Below are 18,434 nucleotides of genomic sequence, written 5' to 3'. Positions count from 1 at the left end.
AACCCATGAATGCTGCGAGCGCCCCGGTGGTCGTCATCGTCGACGCCTACGCCAGTGCACGCTGTCTCGCGCCGCTCTTCCGCCGCCGCGGCCACACCTGCGTGCACCTGCAGAGCACCCCGGACATCCCCGCGAACTACGCACGCGGCTACCGCCCCGAGGACTTCGACGCACACCTCGTCCACCGGGGTGACCTCGACGAGACGCTGCGGGAACTGACCGCGCACCGGCCCGTCGCCCTCGTCGCCGGCGTCGAACGCGCGGTGCTGCTCGCCGACGCCCTCGGCGAACGGCTCGGCCTGCCGTCGAACGGCACCGCGCTCAGCCCGGCCCGCCGCGACAAGTACCGCATGATCGAGACGGTCCGGGCGGCCGGCCTGCCCGCGGTCGAGCAGCTCCACACCGCCGACCGGGACGAACTGCTGCGCTGGTACGAGAAGGTGGACGGCGGGCGGGTCGTGCTGAAACCCGTCAGCAGCGCGGGCAGCGACGGCGTCTTCTACTGCTCCGGCGCCGAGGAGGTCGAGGCGGCCTTCCAGGCACTGCACGGCACCACGAGCGTGCTCGGCCAGTCGAACGACGCCGTCCTCGCGCAGGAGTACCTCGTCGGCCACGAGTACATCGTCAACACGGTCAGCCGGGACGGCGTCCACCGCGTCTGCGACATCTGGCGGATGCACACCCTCAGCGCCAACGGCGTCGCCGAACTGGCGGCCGGAGCCGAGCTGCTGACCCGGCGCGGACCGGAACAGGACAGCCTGGTCGAGCACACCTTCCGGGTGCTCGACGCCCTCGGCATCGCGCACGGGCCCGCGCACACCGAACTGAAACTCACCCCGAACGGCCCGCGGCTGGTCGAGACGGGCGCGCGGGTCTGCGGGGCCGACGTCCACGTACCGGTGACGGCCGCGCTCGGCACCAGCCAGCTCGACCTCACCGTCGACGCCTGCACCGACCCGGACGCCTTCCGCGCCGCGGCCGGCGAGGACTACCGGGTCGGCCGCCACGCCCGCATCGTCAACATGGTGGCCCCCCGCGGCGGCACCCTGAAGTCCTACCCCCGGCTCGCCGAACTGCGCGCCCTGGACAGCTTCCACGACGTACTGTTCCGCACCCACCCGGGCGACACCGTGCACCCGTCCACCGACGACTGGACCTTCCCGATGCGGGTCTACCTCCTGCACGAGATCGCCGCCACCGTCGCCCGCGACGCCCTGACCACCCGCTACCTCGACGGCGAAGGCTTCTACGAACTGGCCTGAGCCCGGGGCCCGGCCGGACCGCCCCCCTGGTGGTGCCCCAGCACGTGCAGCGCGCTGTGCGCCGCCGCCACGACCGTGCGGGTCTGATGACGGACCTGCGCGGCGACGGGGACCCGGCGCAGGTTCAGGGACCGCTCGAAATCCGTGCACCAGGTGGTGAAGAGCCCGTCGAGTTCGCGGTGGAGCGCCGGGGCGGAGCGGTCGTCCGACTCCTCCAGCAGTCGCAACAGCAGACCGGCGGCGCGCAGGGGCTGGCGGCGGGCCACCACGTCGAGGGCGCAGATCTGGGCCCTCGACAGCCGGTGCGGGTCGGTGGTGGGCTCCGCGGCCTGCCGGGCCAGGGGTTCCCAGGACTCGGCGACCAGGTCGTAGAGGTCCTCGGCCATCCACTCCAGCACCCGCCGCGGAGGGCTCTCCTCGGCCGGGGGCAGGAAACCGCGCGCCCTGTCGAGTACGGCGGTCACCTGTCGTCCTCCGTCGCGCACCAGGGCGGACAGGCCGTGCAGGGCGTTCGCGGCGTCCGGGTGCGGGGACGGGTCGTCGGCCAGGTCCGTCGCCCACATGGGCACTTCGATGATCGCGGTGGCGCCGCCGTACCGCACCGGCGCACACCAGGTGGACCGTTCGATGTCCTCCGAACCGGCCGCCAGACGGGCGGTGCTGTCCGCCGGGGGCAGGACGTGGATCGCGGGGCTGGGGTTGTCCCAGTACAGGGCGTCGTACGTGCCGTGCTGGAGCGGGATGCCCAGCTCGGCGGCTGATTCCCCGAAGGGAGTGGCCAGTCCGGGGAGGTCGCGGGTCAGCTGGATCCAGCTGCCGCCCGCGTCGACGCTGTGCAGCGAGCACTGGAGGAAGGGCCGCAGCTCGTCGATGACCCGCAACAGCGCCTGGCTCTCGGGGAGTCGACGCGAGACGATCGGCGCCCACTCCGGTTGCTCCGCCGCCACCGGGCGGAACGCCGCGCGGTAGTAGTCGGCCAAGGTCGGGGCGGCCGTGCCGGAGGTCGTCCGGGCGACGCCCTCGCTCAGCGCGGCGCCGTCCGGGTCGAGGCAGAGCAGGATGTCCCAGGTGGCGAACGCGGGGTCCGTCGCGTGGGAGGGGCCGTCGCCGCGGGCGACCAGTTCGGCCACCGCGAGCACCGTCGCGCCGCCGACCGGCTCGTCGGGGTGCGGCCGGCCGACCAGGAGGACATGGCGCGGCCCGTGTCCCACGGACAGCATCAGCAGCGGACGGCCCGCCCGGGACGTCCCGACCCGGCGCAGGCGGCCGGTCCCGGGGAACCGGTCCACCAGCCGCCGCGCCGACTCGGTCACCTCCGCGACCGTGGGGTAACGGTCCATCGGCCGTGTCCGGTCAGGAGCCGCCGTTGCCGCCGGAGTCCCCGGTGGTCTCCTTCTTGTCCAGCGGACGGATCTCGATCTTGTTCGGCATACCGTGTCCCTTCGGCGGGGGTGGGCGTGCGGTGATCGGTTGCGCTCTTGCCAGCGTTCGCTCTACGGGACACCGTTGTCAACGTGCTTTGTCGCTGGGTGGTTGGGACTGACGAGAACGGCTCGAAGGCGACGGTGCGGGTGATGCGGAGACCTCGGATCGGTGGCCATGGCCGACCTGACGGAGGCCGGGTACGTCGAGGACGCCGGCGCCGCACCGCCCGAGGAGCTGACCGAGCGGGAACGCGAGCGGTACGGCAGGAGCACGACCCTGCCGCGCCGGATGGATCTGCGGCCCGGAAAGAGTGCCTGGGAGCCCCGGCTGCGCCTGCGCCGACCCCGGGTCCTGCTGGTCGGTGTCGGCGGCACCGGCGGAGCCGCCGCGCGTGACCTCGTCGCCTCCGGGGTGGGGCGGCTGCACTGCGTCGACCCGGACGTCGTCGAACTGCCCAACCTCAACCGGCGTACCTTCCGCCGCGAACAGGACTTCGGCACCCCGAAGACCGATGCCGCGCCGGCCGCGCTGCGCGCCCTGAACTCCGACACGACCGTGACCGGGGAGCGCCGCGAGGTCCGTGGGCCCGGGGACCTGCTGGACCTCCTGACCGGCAGCGGAACCGTCGGTAATGGAGCGACCGGTACCGAACGACCGGCACGGGAGCACCCGGTGGCGGCCCCGCCCACGAGCTACTGCTGCTCGCCGCCGATCGGCCCGGCTCGATCCGCCGCCGGGCCGACCAGGTCTGTCTCGTCTTCGGCACCTCGTGGGCCCGGCGGGCAACGCCGACTCTGTCGCCGTTCTGGTCGTACCGGGCGGGATCAACGTGCTGTGGCTGGTCACCTGGCTGCGCAACCGCCGCTCACTGCGGTCCGGGAAGTGAGGCGCCGCGCCGGGACGCGCGGCCCGGGAGCGGCGGCCGGCGCGGGCCGTGACGGGCCGGGGCGACGGCCGGTCACTCCGCCGTCGCCTCCGCCGCCGTCGTCACCTCCGTCAGGTCCGCGAGCAGCTCGGAGGCGGTCACCGGGTCGAGGCCTGCGAAGCTGAGGCGGCCGCGGTCGCCGCTGCGCCAGTAGTCGTCCGGGGTGGTGTTCAGCGAGACGGCCTGGAAGGTCTGGTCGCCGAGCATGTCCACGGCGCCGACGGTGATCCCCGGGTCGAGGTCGACGACCAGATGGCGGCCCTCGTCGATACGCCGGTGGAACCAGCGCTCCACGCCCGCGTCCTGGGGCTTGCCGCGCTCCCAGCCGCGTCTGGTCAGACCGAGCAGCCTGCCGACCGGCACGACGGCGCCCTCGAACCGGGCCAGCCGGTGGCCGGCCGCCTCCTCGGCGGTCAGGGCGTGCACGGCCCGGCCCAGTTGCGGGAAGGGCTGCACGATCCCCTCGCCGGCGAACAGCTCGGACCACGCCTCCAACTCGCCGCCCAGGTCCAGCGGATGGGCGAGCCCGACGCCCGCCCCCTCCGGCAGCGCCAGCACCTCGCCCCCGACGTCGGCGAACGTACGGTCCGCCACCACCCGGAAGGCCGTCACCGTGCCGTCGCTCTCGCGCAGCCACACCAGCCGCCGCACCAGATGCCACAGCAGCGGATGCGCGACGAACAGCTCGCGGAACTCGGCGGCCGTCCAGGACCGCCGTGTCACCATCGCCGCCTCCAGCCGGCGCACCTGGTCCCCGGCGACGGCCCGGACGTCCTTCTTCAGCGCCGCGAACCGCTTGCGTTCCGCGGGGGCCAGCTCCGGGTCGTCCTTGGCCGCCGGGGGCGGCAGCGCCTTGCGCGGCCTGCCGTCGGCGTCCTGGACGAAGGGCCGCAGCTTTTCGTCGAACCCGACCCGGAACCGCCGGGTGCCGTAGTCGATGACGGTGCCGCCGTCCGCGTCCAGACCGCAGTCCGGGACGAGCCGGTCGCCCAGCTGCTCCGCGGTCAGCCCGAGCCCCTCGGCGACCTCGGCGATCTTCTCCTGGGCGCGCAGCTTCAGGGCCTTGAACGGCACCCGCTGGGCGAGGGTGTGCAGATGCAGCAGCGCCACGTCCGTACCGATCGACGCGAGCACGGCCAGCCCCTCCACCGCCCGGTGGTGGGCGCCCTCGCCGGGCCAGGCGCGCAGCACGGGAGTCAGTTGCCGCACGGTGTCGTCGTCGCCGAACCAGCCGAGCGCGTGCAGCGCCCAGCTCTCCTTCGGGGGCATGCCGGCGAGCAGCCACAGCTCGAACAGGCCCCAGGAGAACGCGGCCAGCGACTCGGCCGTGCAGGCCTCCGTCAGTACGTCGAGCCCGGGGTAGACGTCGCCCGGCTTGGACAGCGCGAGGACCGTCAGCGCGTGGTGCACCGCCTCGGCGGGCAGCGCCCCGCCCTCCTTGAGGACGAGCTGCGGCAGCAGCGCGGGCTCGGCCCAGGCGCCGACCGCCGGCAGCCGCGCCGGGAGGGCGCTCACCAGGGGATCGGCGGCCAGCGCCGCCGCGACGAGGTCCGCGGCCTGCGGACCTGACCCGGCGGCGGCCGCCCGTACCGCCTCGGCGCCGTGCGCCTCCGCGAGCAGCCGCAGCGCCCGCTCGGCACCCCGCCGGGCGTGCCCGGCCCTGCCCACCGCGTGCGGGACGAGATACGGGACGGTGGCCGTACCGTGCCGCCTCAGCCAGGCGCGGCCCGCCGCGTCCGCGGACTTCAGCCGGGCCAGCCAGTCGGCGACCAGACCGGCCAGTTCGACACTGAGGAACGGCATGACCAGCACGTTCAGGGTGGCGGGCTGCCGGGCGGCGCCGCTCAGCAGCAGCGGCAGCGCGTCCACCCCGAACCGGGCGGCGACCGGCTTCAGTGACGCCTCGCCGTCCCAGTAGTCCTCGGGGGCGCAGTGGGCGAGCAGCGGGCGGACCACGTCCTCGGGCGCGGTGACGAACAGCAGCGCCTCCCGGACGTCCGACAGCCGGCCGCCGCTCCGGAGGTGCGCGATCTCCTCCCGCCACTCGTGCCCGCCCCGCCAGGACGCGTACCAGGAGGTGACCGCGGACCAGGACTCCCGCTCCCCGGGCAGCCAGACGACCCGCGGTTCCGGCACGGCCGGCGGCTCGGCGGCGACCCGCGCCCGGACCGCCTCGCGCGGCCGCGTCCACGGCGGGCTGACCAGCAGCTCCGGCAGGGCGTCCGCCGGAGCCTCGGCCACCCGGTCCCGGAGGGCGAGCCGCGGCGCCACGAACTCGGCCACCTGAGCGGGCAGTTCGGGCAGGACCGCCGCCGTCAGCTCCGGGTGTGCCGCGATGTGCCCGACCAGCAGCCGCTCCACCGTCGAGGTGCTCCCCACCGAACCGGCCGCAGCCGCACCACCCGCCGACGCCCCGCCCGCCGCCGCACCACCTGCCGACGCACCGCCCGCCGCCGCGCCCATCAGCCGCAGCGCCCGCACCGGCCACCGCCGGGCCGCCTCCATCAGGGACGGCCGTACGTTCTTGTCGTCGGCGCGCTCCAGCAGGACCCGGAAGGCGTCGTCGGTCGGCAGCTCCACCAGGGCGCCGGCGAACGTGCGTACCCGGTCGGAGTCGTGGGCGGCCTCGATACCCCGCCGGAGCACGGGCGCGATGTCCGGGCCGACCCCCTCGGCGAGGGTGGCGACCAGGGACATCGACCAGTCGGCGTAGGCCAGCTCGAAGTCGGTGCCGAAGGGCACCAGTTGGGCGGGGGAGTGCAGCGAGCACAGCAGCATCGCCCGCAGGGTCGGGTCGAGCCGGTCCGCCTCCGCGCAGGTCTCGGCGACCCAGTCGCGCTCACCGGGGACGAGGTAGGAGACGACGACCCGACGGCGGGTGCTGGTGCGGCACTTCGACAGCATGGCGACGGTCCGGCGGTAGGTGTCCTCGTCGGCCACGGCGAGCAGGGCCCGCATCCGGTCGGCGAACGGCCGGGTCCAGTGGGCGTCCGTCGGAGCCGTAGCGGGGCGGAAGCCGATCCGGGCGTTCTCCCGCCGCGCGCCGTACTGCGTCCAGTGCGCCTCGACGTCGAAGTACTCCAGCACCGCCCGGGCGGCGAACACCGGGCCGTGCGCGCGGACCCAGGCGTCCACGAAGACGGCCTCGGGGAGCTGGTAGTGCAGGGTCATGGGGGTCAGGGCCGCCGCGCCGAGCGGGCTCGGACTTCCCTTCAGCTGGGCGCGGATCGCGTCCACGATCTCCGGTTCGCTCCGCGGCGCGGCGAGCATCTCCTCGATCCACTCCCGCTCCTCCCCGAGCCGCCCGGCGAGCAGGTCCCCGGCCTCGGCGTGCGGTTCGGGGACGGTCCGGCGCACGCCACCGCGCCGCGGCTGGACCAGACGCCGCCAGGCGACGGGCAGCACGAAGCCGTCCTCGTCGGGCCGGTCGACCCCCGCCCCGCCCGGCGCCCGGTCGGCCCCCGTGGCCGCCACCTCGTGATCACCGCCCGGTTCGTTGCGCACGGTGACCGCCGCCCCCGCGGCTTCCCCCTCCCCGCGCTCCGACGAACCGTCACCGGCGGACTCCCAGCGCTGCACAGGCACTCCCCTCCGCCCGGCCCCCCGGCCGGTGATCACTCGATCCACGTGGCTGCCACCGTAGCCGCCGCCACTGACAGTGACCGTCCGAAGGCCGCGGAGGCGGCGTTGTCAGTGGCCGCTGCCATGATCCGCACAGGCTCCGAGAGGCACGCCCGATGAACCTCGCCGCCCGGCTGATGAACGCGCTGACCGACCCCGACTCCACCTTCGACGACCCGTCGCCCGACGTCTCGATGATCGACGACGCGGAACTCGGGCTCCTGTGCGCCGAGTTGGAGGCGGTGACCCGGTGGACGGGCGCGGCGGCCCGGGCCCGCGCCGTCATCGAACGGGCGACCGAGTCACGGCAGCCGCGCTACACGCCCGAGGCGTGCCGCCGCATGTTCGAAGCGCTCCTCGTACGGACCGGGTCGGGCACCGCCGCCGACCTCACCCTGGGCCTGACCGCCGTCGAGCAGTGCACGGGCCCCCTGCCCGACCTGGCCGAACCCGTCCGCGCCCTGGTCGGGTCGCGGCTCGCGGAGGACAAGGTGCGCCAGCCGTACGCGCTGCTCGCCCTCGCCCGGCTCGGCGGCGAGGAGACACTGCGCGCCGCCGAGGACCGTCTCGCCCGGGACGCGGGCCCCGTCGTCGCGGACGAGACGGCGGTGGTCGCGGCCCTGCCCCTGGCGGAACAGATGCCGCTCGCCGCCATCGACCGCGACTCCGCGTTCGGCACCCCGCCGCCCCCGGACGCCTGGCGCAGATCGGCCGGCAACTCCGCCTACGTCGCCTTCGCCCGGCGCGCCCTGGAAGCCGCGGCGGCCCGCACCGACGCCATCCGGTCGGGCGAGATCCCCTACCGCGCGGACAAGGCGTTCACCGACCGGGAGGTCCTCGCCGTCGGGCAGGCCGCCCGCGTGGCCCTGCTGCGCGACGAGCCCTGGCTCCCCGAGCTGTTCGACCGGCTGCTCCCCGGCGTCGCCCTCGCCCCCACCGAGGCCAGGACGCTCCCCTCGCAGGCGATGCTCTACGAACTGATGCGCGCCGCCCAGGACTTCCCCACCCCCGAGCTGATCACCACGGTCCGCACCGTGCGCGGCAGGGTCCGGCACGCGGGCGTGCCCAAGCAGCTGGACAAGATGCTCAAGAAGGCGGAGGCGGCCCTCGCCGAGCGCACCGACGTGGCACTCCGGCTGCCCCGGCTGGACTTCGCCGACGACGGCGTCCTGCGCAGGCCCGCCGGCGAGTACACCGCGGTCGTCACGGTCACCGAGAGCGCCACTCTGACCTGGGAGAAGGACGGCCGCCCGCTGCGCGGGACCCCGGCGCCGGTCCGCCGCGACCGTCCCGCGCTGCTGAAGGAGATGCGCGAGCTGGTCAAACGGGTGGACGCGCAGCTCCTCACGCTCGCCCGCGCGCTGGAGGGCTCGTTCACCGTGGACTCCGCGCACCCGTACGGCTGGTGGCGGCGCGAGCTGGCCGGGCACCCGCTGGCCCGGGCCGTGGTGGCCCGGCTGTTCTGGGAGATCGAGGTGGCTCCCGGCGACTGGCGCGCCGTACTGCCCGCGACGGCGGACGCACTGCCCGACGCGCCCGACGACGCGGCCGTACGGCTCTGGCACCCCCTGCGGTCCGACGCCGACACCGTGCGCGGCCGGCGGGACCTGGTGACCGAGGCGGGACTGCGGCAGCCGTTCAAGCAGGCGTTCCGGGAGACCTACCGGCCGACCCCGGCCGAGGAGGAGACCCGCGTCCACTCCAACCGGTTCGCGGCGCACATCGTCCACTACCGGCGCCTGTTCGCGCTGTTCCGCGCGCGTGGCTGGTCCAGCCGCCGGCTCGGACCGTGGGACGACGGGGACGGCGACGCGGCCGACCGGGTGCTGGCGGCGGGGGAGTGGCGGATCCGCTTCCACCACCACTGGTCCGACCGGTCGGGCGAGGACGAACTCGCGGTGACCGACCAGGTGCGGTTCGACCGCCGCACGGACGACGCCGACCGGGCGTACGGCGGCCGTGCGAACACCGGCCGGGCGTACGGCGGCCGGGCCGGGGACGGCTGGCGCGAGGTGCCGCTCGCCGAGGTGCCCGAGCTGGTGTTCAGCGAGGCGATGCGGGACGTGGACCTGTTCGTCGGCGTCACCTCCATCGCCACCGACCCCGACTGGGCCGACGGCGGCCGTGAGCGCGCCTACTGGGAGCGGGCCTCCTTCGGCGAGCTGACCCCGACCGCCGAGGCGCGCCGCGAGGTCCTGGAGCGGATCGTGCCCCGCCTGGGGATCGCCGACCGCTGCTCGCTGGACGGCCGTTTCCTGGTGGTCCGCGGCGACCTGCGCACGTACCGCATCCATCTCGGCTCGGCCAACGTCCTGATGGACCCGGACGGCGCCTACCTGTGCATCGTCCCGGCCGCCCGCGGGAGCCGGGGCGGAGGCCGCGGGGCGTTCCTTCCCTTCGAGGACGAGCGGCTCTCCCTGATCCTCAGCAAGGCGCTCCTGCTCGCCGCCGACACGGAGATCGCCGACGAGACCATCAGCCGCCAGATAGGCCGCGGTTGACGCCGCCTCGCACCCGGCGCTCCCCGCCCCCGCCGAGCGGCAGCCGAGTGGCGCGCCGGAAGTGATGACGCGTCATGTCGGCTGTATGGCACGTGTGTTACGTCCGTGCAGGACCCTTGTGGAATTCCTGTGGAAGCCTCAATCTTTCGGCGGGTGCACAGAGTCCGCACAGCACAGTTGACATGATCACGCCCATTCTGGGCGGGCTCGGGCATGCCCGCACCACCCCCCACCAGCGCACCACCGATTGAGGAGGATCCCTCAGATGGCAGTGACGCGTTCCACCCGGCGAAGACTGGCCGCGATCGGCCTGACCGCCTCCGCGGTACTCACCGCGGGCCTCGTCTCCGCTCTCCCCGCCGGCGCCTCCCCGACCGCCGGAGAGGGTCGTGTCCAGTACGCCGGCGCGGCGAACGCCGTGGCCGAGAGCTACATCGTGACCCTCAAGCCGGAGGCGGCCCGCGCCGGTTCCGCCGAGGGCCGGGCACTCGCCCAGAAGTACGGGGCCGACATCGAGCGCACGTACAAGAAGGCGCTCAACGGCTACGCGGTCGAGGCCTCCGCGGCCGAGGCGAAGAGGTTCGCCGCCGACCCGGCCGTCGCCTCGGTCGTGCAGAACCGCACCTTCAGCATCACCGGCACGCAGCCCAGCCCGCCCTCCTGGGGCCTGGACCGCATCGACCAGCGCGCCCTCCCGCTCAACAGCTCCTACACCTACCCCGACTCGGCGGGGCAGGGCGTGACCGCGTACGTCATCGACACCGGCGTGCGCATCACCCACAGCGACTTCGGCGGCCGCGCCTCCTACGGCTACGACGCCGTCGACAACGACAACACCGCCCAGGACGGCCACGGACACGGCACGCACGTCGCCGGAACCGTCGCCGGCAGCGCGTACGGCGTCGCCAAGCAGGCCCGGATCGTCGGTGTGCGGGTGCTGAACAACTCGGGTTCCGGGACCACCGCGCAGGTCGTCGCCGGTATCGACTGGGTCGCCCGGAACGCGGTCAAGCCGGCCGTCGCCAACATGTCCCTCGGCGGCGGCGCCGACACCGCGATCGACACCGCGGTCCGCAACGCCATAGCCTCCGGCGTCACCTTCGCCGTCGCGGCGGGCAACGAGTCCACCAACGCCTCCACCAGGTCCCCCGCCCGGGTCACGGAGGCGATCACCGTCGGCGCCACCACCTCGACGGACGCCAGGGCCAGCTACTCCAACTACGGCACCGTCCTGGACCTGTTCGCGCCGGGCTCGTCCATCACCTCGGCGTGGAACACCAGCGACTCCGCCACCAACACCATCTCCGGCACCTCGATGGCGACCCCGCACGTGGCCGGCGCGGCGGCGCTCTACCTGGCCGCCAACCCGACGGCCACCCCCGCGCAGGTCTCCACGGCGCTGACGACCGCGGCCACCCCCAACGTCGTCACCGGCCCCGGCACGGGCTCGCCCAACCTGCTGCTCCACGTCGGCGGCGGCACCACCACCCCGCCCGGACCGCGCTTCGAGAACACCGGCGACTACACGATCAGCGACAACGCCACCGTCGAGTCCCCGGTGACCGTCTCCGGCGTGAGCGGCAACGCCCCCTCGGCGCTCGCGGTGCAGGTCAACATCGTCCACACCTACATCGGTGACCTCCAGGTCCAGCTGATCGCCCCCGACGGCTCGGCGTACACGCTCAAGGCGTACGGCACCGGCGGCAGCTCGGACAACATCAACACCACGTACTCGGTGAACGCCTCCTCCGAGGCCGCCAACGGGACGTGGAAGCTCAGGGTCAGCGACAACGCGAACCTGGACACCGGACGGATCGACGCCTGGGCGCTGCAGTTCTGACGCCCTGACGCCGGCCTCCCACGGTCAGCCGTACGCGTACTCGCCCTCGTCGAGGGGTCTGGGTCAGCCACCCAGCCCGCGGCGGGGGCGAGCCGCGTTTCCGGCAGAGCGGAAACCGCGTTCCGTCCCCGGCCGCGCCCCGCATACCATGCGTGCGTTCCTTCGTACGTCAGTTCCCGTGCGCGGGTTCCCGTAGGTCAGTTCCCGCCGCCCGAACCAGGAGCACGGTAGTCGTGTCCATACCCCCGCCCCCCGGGCCCCACCAGCCGCACGGGCCCCAGGAGCCCCCGGGGCCGTACGGACCGTACCCGACGGGCCCCGCCCCGGTGCCGGGCCCGTACGCGCCCTACCCGTACCACCCCTTCGGCCCGTACGGCGTGCCCGCGCCGGTGAACGGCCTCGCCATCGCCGCGCTGGTCCTCGGCATCCTCTGCTTCCTGCCGGCCGTGGGCCTGGTCCTCGGGCTGGTCGCGCTGGCCCAGATCCGCAGGCGGGGCGAGCGCGGCAGGGGGATGGCGATCGCCGGGGCGGTGGTGTCCGGCGTCGGGCTCGTCCTGTGGACGGTGGTGCTGTCCACCGGCGTCGTCTCGGACGTCGCGGACGCCTTCGAGGAGGCGGCGAGGGGCGAGGGCACCGCCTACGCGCTCGCCAAGGGCGACTGCTTCGACTCCCCGGCCGACTCCCTGGAGGGCGTCACCTACGACGTGACGGAGGTGCCCTGCGCCGGGCGCCACGACGGCGAGGTCTTCGCCGTGGTCGAGCTGCCCGGCGGACGCTTCCCCGGCGACGACTCGGTGACCCGGACCGCCGAGGACAAGTGCTACGTCCTGGAGACCGAGTACGCCATGGACTACTGGGCCGTCCCCGAGGACGTGGGCGTCTACTACCTCGTGCCGTCCCGCGACAGCTGGGCCTTCGGCGACCGCGAGATCACCTGCCTGTACGGCAGCCTCGACGACAAGGGCACCCTCACCGGCTCCCTGCGCAGCGACCGCACCACCCTCGACGACGACCAGGTCGCCCTGCTGGAGGCGCTCAACGCCGTCGACGACGTGCTCTTCGAGGAGCCGGAGGACTATCCCGAGGACGACCTGCCCGTCAACACGGACTGGGCCAAGGACGTCGAGGCCGTGCTCGCCGAGCAGATCGAGGCGCTGGAGGGGCGCGACTGGCAGGGCGGGTCCGGCAAGGCCGTCACCGCCCTGGCCGAGGACATGGAGGACGCCCGCTCGCACTGGGCGAAGGCCGCCGCCACGGACGACGTGGACACCTTCTACGAGCACTACGACGCCGGCTACGACTACGTCGACGGCTCCACGACGGTCACCGCCCGCAAGGCTCTGGGCCTCGCCACCACGGTGCCGTCCTACGAAGGGGAGTACGAGGAGGGCGGGGAACTCGATGTGTGATCGCCGCGAGAACGGGGAGAAAGTGCCTGCGTAGGGCCCGCCGCAACCACAAGTCATCACATCGAGTGATTCTCTGGCCTTTGCTTGCATGGCACAACCCACGGTTGCCACGCTGTTGCTGTCTGTACAACCTGATGGGAGCGGCCAGTGACATTCGGTGAGCAGCCGGCGTACCTGCGCGTCGCGGGTGATCTCCGCAAGAAGATCGTCGACGGTTCACTGCCACCGCACACCCGGCTCCCCTCACAGGCCCGGATCCGCGAGGAGTACGGCGTCTCGGACACCGTCGCCCTGGAGGCGCGCAAGGTGCTGATGGCCGAGGGGCTCGTCGAGGGCCGCTCGGGATCGGGCACCTATGTGCGCGAGCGCCCGGTGCCGCGCCGCATCGCCCGCTCAGGGTTCCGCCCGACCGGCGGGGCCACGCCCTTCCGGCAGGAGCAGACCGACGGCGAGTCGCGCGGCACCTGGGAGTCCAGCAGCTCGCAGACGGAGGCGGTGGTGTCGGTCGCCGAGCGGCTCGGCATCAAGCCCGGCGACCGGGTCATGTGCACCAGATACCTCTTCCGCGAGGCCGGCGAGGCGATGATGCTCTCCACCTCCTGGGAGCCCCTCTCCGTCACCGGCCGCACCCCCGTGATGCTGCCCGAGGAGGGCCCGCTCGGCGGCATGGGCGTCGTCGAGCGCATGCGCGCCATCGACCTCGTCGTGGACAACGTCACCGAGGAGGTCGGCGCCCGCCCCGGCCTCGCCGAGGAGCTCCACGCCCTGGGCGGTGTGCCCGGCCATGTCGTCCTCGTCATCCAGCGCACCTACTACGCCTCCGGGCGCCCCGTGGAGACCGCCGACGTGGTCGTCCCGGCCGACCGCTACCGGGTCTCCTACCACCTCCCCGTGAAGTAGCGCACAACTCCGGGCCGGTTGCCCCCGGCGCCGACTCAACCGGAGTCCCGCCGACCGGGGTTGGAATCTGGTCGTTCTCGCAGGTCGTCCCCGATGCGTCCGGCACGCCGCTGACCGGACGCATCGGCCTGCCCGGACGGCGCGTTCGCTGCCGTGCGCCCCCTGTGCCCTGGCCGGTTGCGTACCTCTTTGTGAAAAGCCGTATTCGCTGCGTAAAGGTTGGGCGTAGGCTCGGGCATATGCGGATTGCGGTTTCCTTATCGGACGGGGCACGGCACAGGCCGCGAGCGACGCGAGACGGGGGTCCCCCCGGCCGAAGGCTGGGGGCGGGACTCGGGCGGCCTCGGGCGGGAAGGAGCGATGGGGCGTGATGAACGACGGCACGATCACTCTTCCCTGGCTCGTCATACGACAGGACGACAACGGCAATCGCTACCGCGTGGGCCGGTACGCGACCCGGGCGGAGGCCCAGAAGATCGCCGACAGCCTCGACTCCCGCGGGCACAAGCAGCTCTACTGGGTCGAGCGGATCGTCCAGGGCGGCACCGAGACCGCCAACTGAGCCGCCCCGGGCTTCCCGTAGGCTCCGGCGCATGAGCGAACCGATCGTGGTGGTGGGGGCCGCCCTGCTCGACGGCGGCCGCCTCCTCGCCGCGCGCCGCAGCGCGCCCCCCGAACTGGCCGGCCGCTGGGAGCTGCCCGGCGGCAAGGTCGAACCGGGCGAGACCCCCGAGGCGGCCCTGGTCCGCGAACTGCGCGAGGAACTCGGCGTGGAGACCGAGGCCGTCGAGCGCGTCCCGGGGGAGTGGCCGCTGCGCTCCCCGTACGCCCTGCGCGTCTGGACCGCCCGCCTCCTTCCGGACTCCCCGGCCCCCGAGCCGCTCCAGGACCACGACGAGCTGCGCTGGCTGACCCCGGACCGGCTGTGGGACGTGCCCTGGCTGGAGCAGGACGTTCCGGCGGTCCGCGAGGTGGCGGCCCGCCTGAAGTGACACCCGCCCGAAAGCGGGCCCGCCCCGGGTGAGGGCGCGCGGAGCGTCACGCCGTGTGCGCCGTTCACGCCACTGTGCGCCCGCCCGGCGATACAGGCCCCTGAATATCGGGTATGTGCCCATTAACCCCACGAAACCGGACATCGGTGGGTCTGCTGCCGGGAAGTGATCGGTGTGTTCGACACCGAAGGCGACTGTGTCGAGTGGACCTTCTCCGCCGAACCCGGTGCCGTCCGTGCCGCCCGGACCGCCGTCCGCGGCCGGCTGCGCGACTGGGAGCTGGACGCTCTCGCCGACATCGCGGCACTCCTGGTCAGTGAACTCGTCACCAACGCCCTGCGGCACGCCACCGGCCCCATCGGCGTCCGGCTGGTCCGCCCGGCCCGGCCCGGCGACGTACTGCTGGTGGAGGTGTCCGACCCGCTCCCGGACCTGCCGCGCGAACGCGTCGCCCGGCCCGAGGACGAGAGCGGCCGCGGACTGCAACTGGTGGCCCACTCCTCGCGCCGTTGGGGTACCCGTCCCGGAGAGGCCGGCAAGACCGTCTGGTTCGAGCTCGCCGTGCCCTGAGAACCGCCCGCCCGCGCTGTACGTCCGCGGTGACCCTGTCGAGCGGCTGGTTCAGGCCACTGGCAGTTGTCGAAGAGCGTGATTCGACAGCGTGTCGGCTGGTTAGAAGACTGGAAGTGTTTCCACGGTCCGGTCCAGAAACGATCGGGAACGTGCTGTGATCGTGAACACCGTGTTGTGCGGCGCCGTAGTGCTGGATACTGCGGGCAGCCGCCTTTCGGTGACCGGTGCCGGACGCGGTGAGCTGGAGGGGACGGTTCGCGTGAGCGAGATACCAGCGAAGGCCACGGAGTCCGAGGACCCGTCGGACGGCGCGAGGGCGGAGTCCGCGGCGGCCACCGCGGCCGATGCGACGCGCGCCCACGGCGACCGCGGGGTGCCGCTCGCCGACGCCATGTGGCAGAGCAGTCCGCCCGGCTCCATGTACGACTACATCCGCGTCGCGTCCTTCTCCATCGGCCCCGACGGCCTCGTGGACCAGTGGAGCCTCCGTGCCGAGCAGCTCTTCGGCATCCCGGCCGACCGCGCCGTCGGCATGGACCCCATCGCGGCGTTCATCGACCCCGACCGGCGCGAACAGGGCCACCGCAAGATGGCCGAGATCCTCGACGGCCGGGAGTGGACCGGCGTCGTCCCCTTCCGCAAGCCGGAACCCGGTGCCGATCCCGGAGCCCTGGGGGAGGAGGCCCTCGCCGAGGTCTACGTCATGCCGACGCGGACCGAGGAGGGCGAGAAGGCCGCCGTCTGCATCGTCGTCGACGTGCGCACCCTGCGCCGGATCGAGACCGACCTCGCCGCCTCGCAGGCCATTTTCGGTCAATCTCCGTTCGGGTTCCTGCTGATCGACAGCGATCTGCGGGTCCGCCGCGCCAACCAGCGGTTCGCCTCGCTGTTCGGCGGCAGCCCCGACGACCACCGTGGCAAGGGCGTCCACGACTACCTGCCCAGGCCGGAGGCGGAGCGGGTGACGGCCACCCTGCGCCGGGTCCTGGAGACCGGCGAGTCCATCACCGACATGCACGTCACCGGTTTCCTGCCCGACTCCGACGAGCGCCGGCACTGGTCGATCAACCTCTACCGGGTGCACAGCGGCTCCGGCCGCCCCATCGGCATCGCCTGGCTCGGAACCGACATCACCGCCCGCCGGGCCGCCGCCCGCGAGGCGGCCGCCGCACGGCGCAACCTCGCCCTGCTCAACGAGGCGGGCGCCCGGATAGGCAACTCCCTCGACCTGGAGACCACCGCCCGCGAACTGCTCGACGTCGTCGTCCCCGGCTTCTGCGACCTCGCCACCGTCGACCTCTACCAGGGCCTGCTGGCCGGCGACGAGACCCCGCCCGGGCTCGCCGACGGCAGCGCGGAACTGCGCCGGGTCGCCTACGCCAGCGCGGTCTCCGACGCCCCCTTCCTCGGCGGCGCCGCGTCCGTCGGGGTCGGCGCGGTCCACCACTACCCCTTCAACTCCCCCTGCGCGGACGCCCTGCGCACCGCGCGGCCGCGCTTCGTGCCCGCCGAGGAGGGCGGTCTCGTCCAGTCCACACTGGCCGTGCCGATGGTCGCCCACGACACGGTCGTGGGACTCGCGCAGTTCTCGCGCACCAAGGGCAGCGAGCCCTTCGGGGACCGCGACCGCGACCTCGCCGTCGAGCTGGCCGCCCGCGCGGCCGTCTGTATCGACAACGCCCGGTTGTACCGGCGCGAGCACGAACGGGCGTTGATACTCCAGCGCTCCCTGCTGCCCCCCGGCGACCCGGTCGCCTCCGGCCTGGACATCGCCTGCCGCTACCTGCCCGGCAACGCCTCCCCGGACCGGCCGAGCGAGGTCGGCGGGGACTGGTTCGACGTCATCGAACTGCCCGGTCACCGCACCGCGTTGGTGGTCGGCGACGTGATGGGACGCGGCCTGCGGGCCGCCGTGGCGATGGGCGAACTCCGTTCGGCCGTACGCACCCTGGCCCTGCTCGACCTCGAACCGGCGGAAGTGCTCAGCGCGCTGGACGAGATCGCCCGCGGCCTCGGCGCCCCGGGCGGCGTCCAGCAGGCGACCCGGGCGGCCCGCCGCCCGCGCGAGGCCGACCTGTCCGAGGTCTACCTGGCCACCTGCGTGTACGCGGTCTACGACTCGGTGACCCGCCGCTGCACCTTCGCCAACGCCGGCCATCTGCCGCCCGTCCTGGTCGAACCCGGCGAGGACGCGCTGATGCTCGACGTGCCGCCCGGGATGCCGCTCGGCGTCGGCGGCGAACCCTTCGAGGAGGTGGAGGTCGAACTCCCCGAGGGCGCCCTGCTCGCGCTCTACACGGATGGACTGGTCGAAAGCCGCGACCACCCCCTGGACGAGGGCCTCCAGGCGTTCGTCGGGGCGCTGACCGATCCCGGCCGCCCGCTGGAGGACGTCTGCGACCACGTCCTCAACACCCTCGACACCCACCACGGCGAGGACGACATCGCGCTGCTCATGGCCCGCGTCCAGGGCCTGCCCGCCGGGTCCGTCGGCGACTGGACGCTGCCGCGCGAGCCGCGCAGTGTGGGCCGCGCCCGCGAGCACGCCCGCCGCCGGCTCCTCGACTGGGACCTGGAGCCCCTGGTCGACACCACCGAACTCCTGGTCAGCGAGCTGGTCACCAACGCCCTGCGGTACGGCGAGGGAGACATCCGCCTCCGCCTGCTGCTCGACCGCACCCTGGTCTGCGAGGTCTGGGACGCGGGCCTCGTACAGCCCCGCCGCCGCCGGGCGCGGGACACCGACGAGGGCGGCCGGGGCCTGCAACTCGTCGGCCTGCTCAGCGCGGCCTGGGGCTCACGCCGTACACCGCGCGGCAAGACGGTCTGGTTCGAGCTGCCCCTCCCGGACGGCGAGACCGGCCTCACCGACCCGGCGGAAGCCCTCCTGAGCCTCTTCTGACCGAAGGACCCGCCCGAGCTCCGACCGAAGGACCCGCCCGACCGAAGGACCCGCCCGAGCGGCAGGCCCGCCACCGCCCGGGCC

The 18,434-nt window shown here is 73.7% G+C and carries 12 protein-coding genes; 10 read left to right on the top strand and 2 right to left on the bottom strand.

Annotation, left to right across the window (positions count from 1 at the left end):
- Positions 1-5 precede the first annotated feature (5 nt).
- On the top strand, positions 6-1,262 hold the full coding sequence (locus ABT296_RS05575; RefSeq protein WP_351923502.1) for an ATP-grasp domain-containing protein: 1,257 nt from the start codon (positions 6-8) through the stop codon (positions 1,260-1,262).
- On the opposite strand, the gene ABT296_RS05570 is transcribed toward ABT296_RS05575, so the two are convergent.
- On the bottom strand, positions 1,247-2,602 hold the full coding sequence (locus ABT296_RS05570; RefSeq protein WP_351923500.1) for a M14 family zinc carboxypeptidase: 1,356 nt from the start codon (positions 2,600-2,602) through the stop codon (positions 1,247-1,249). The two genes, ABT296_RS05575 and ABT296_RS05570, sit on opposite strands and share 16 nt — an antisense overlap.
- Positions 2,603-2,861: 259 nt before the next feature.
- Here ABT296_RS05570 and ABT296_RS05565 point away from each other — a divergent pair, with 259 nt between their 5' ends.
- Positions 2,862-3,737 carry a ThiF family adenylyltransferase gene (locus tag ABT296_RS05565; protein WP_351923498.1) on the top strand — a complete coding sequence of 292 codons (876 nt, stop codon included), beginning with the start codon at positions 2,862-2,864 and terminating at the stop codon, positions 3,735-3,737.
- On the opposite strand, the gene ABT296_RS05560 is transcribed toward ABT296_RS05565, so the two are convergent.
- On the bottom strand, positions 3,646-7,191 hold the full coding sequence (locus ABT296_RS05560; protein WP_351923496.1) for a DUF4132 domain-containing protein: 3,546 nt from the start codon (positions 7,189-7,191) through the stop codon (positions 3,646-3,648). The genes ABT296_RS05565 and ABT296_RS05560 overlap by 92 nt on opposite strands.
- Positions 7,192-7,349: 158 nt before the next feature.
- Between ABT296_RS05560 and ABT296_RS05555 the strand changes: the two genes are divergently transcribed.
- From ABT296_RS05555 to ABT296_RS05520, 8 genes are all read left to right on the top strand, one after another.
- Positions 7,350-9,734 carry a DUF4132 domain-containing protein gene (locus ABT296_RS05555; RefSeq protein WP_351923494.1) on the top strand — a complete coding sequence of 795 codons (2,385 nt, stop codon included), beginning with the start codon at positions 7,350-7,352 and terminating at the stop codon, positions 9,732-9,734.
- A gap of 265 nt (positions 9,735-9,999) precedes the next feature.
- A complete protein-coding gene (locus ABT296_RS05550; protein ID WP_351923492.1) occupies positions 10,000-11,574 on the top strand; it encodes a S8 family peptidase in 1,575 nt (524 codons plus the stop codon).
- Between the two features lie 233 nt (positions 11,575-11,807).
- Entirely contained in the window at positions 11,808-12,983 is a 1,176-nt protein-coding gene (locus ABT296_RS05545; RefSeq protein ID WP_351923490.1) for a DUF4190 domain-containing protein, read from the top strand.
- Between the two features lie 147 nt (positions 12,984-13,130).
- Positions 13,131-13,883, top strand: coding sequence for a GntR family transcriptional regulator (locus ABT296_RS05540; protein WP_351923488.1), 753 nt, complete (start codon positions 13,131-13,133; stop codon positions 13,881-13,883).
- Positions 13,884-14,253: 370 nt separating this feature from the next.
- The gene (locus ABT296_RS05535) at positions 14,254-14,445 is read left to right on the top strand and encodes an SPOR domain-containing protein (protein WP_351923486.1); all 192 of its coding nucleotides are present in this window, start codon (positions 14,254-14,256) and stop codon (positions 14,443-14,445) included.
- A 31-nt stretch (positions 14,446-14,476) separates the two neighbouring features.
- Positions 14,477-14,875: a (deoxy)nucleoside triphosphate pyrophosphohydrolase gene (locus ABT296_RS05530; RefSeq protein WP_351923484.1), complete on the top strand. Its 399-nt coding sequence runs from the start codon at positions 14,477-14,479 to the stop codon at positions 14,873-14,875.
- A gap of 174 nt (positions 14,876-15,049) precedes the next feature.
- Complete coding sequence (locus ABT296_RS05525) at positions 15,050-15,445, top strand: ATP-binding protein (RefSeq protein WP_351923482.1); 396 nt, start codon at positions 15,050-15,052, stop codon at positions 15,443-15,445.
- A 262-nt stretch (positions 15,446-15,707) separates the two neighbouring features.
- Positions 15,708-18,350, top strand: a complete 2,643-nt coding sequence (locus ABT296_RS05520) for a SpoIIE family protein phosphatase (RefSeq protein ID WP_351923480.1) — start codon at positions 15,708-15,710, stop codon at positions 18,348-18,350.
- Positions 18,351-18,434 lie beyond the last annotated feature (84 nt).

It is taken from the genome of Streptomyces sp. NPDC000983 (assembly GCF_040299205.1).
Classification (GTDB): Bacteria; Actinomycetota; Actinomycetes; order Streptomycetales; family Streptomycetaceae; genus Streptomyces.
The sequence above is the reverse complement of the archived record's forward strand: the minus strand, read 5'-3'. Positions and strand labels throughout refer to the sequence as shown.

Excerpts from the sequence above, each read along its gene's own strand:
- ABT296_RS05565 (WP_351923498.1), top strand. The coding sequence starts at position 2,862 with ATGGCCGACCTGACGGAGGCCGGGTACGTCGAGGACGCCGGCGCCGCA.
- ABT296_RS05570 (WP_351923500.1), bottom strand. The coding sequence starts at position 2,602 with ATGGACCGTTACCCCACGGTCGCGGAGGTGACCGAGTCGGCGCGGCGG.
- ABT296_RS05550 (WP_351923492.1), top strand. The coding sequence starts at position 10,000 with ATGGCAGTGACGCGTTCCACCCGGCGAAGACTGGCCGCGATCGGCCTG.
- ABT296_RS05575 (WP_351923502.1), top strand. The coding sequence starts at position 6 with ATGAATGCTGCGAGCGCCCCGGTGGTCGTCATCGTCGACGCCTACGCC.
- ABT296_RS05555 (WP_351923494.1), top strand. The coding sequence starts at position 7,350 with ATGAACCTCGCCGCCCGGCTGATGAACGCGCTGACCGACCCCGACTCC.
- ABT296_RS05530 (WP_351923484.1), top strand. The coding sequence starts at position 14,477 with ATGAGCGAACCGATCGTGGTGGTGGGGGCCGCCCTGCTCGACGGCGGC.
- ABT296_RS05535 (WP_351923486.1), top strand. The coding sequence starts at position 14,254 with ATGAACGACGGCACGATCACTCTTCCCTGGCTCGTCATACGACAGGAC.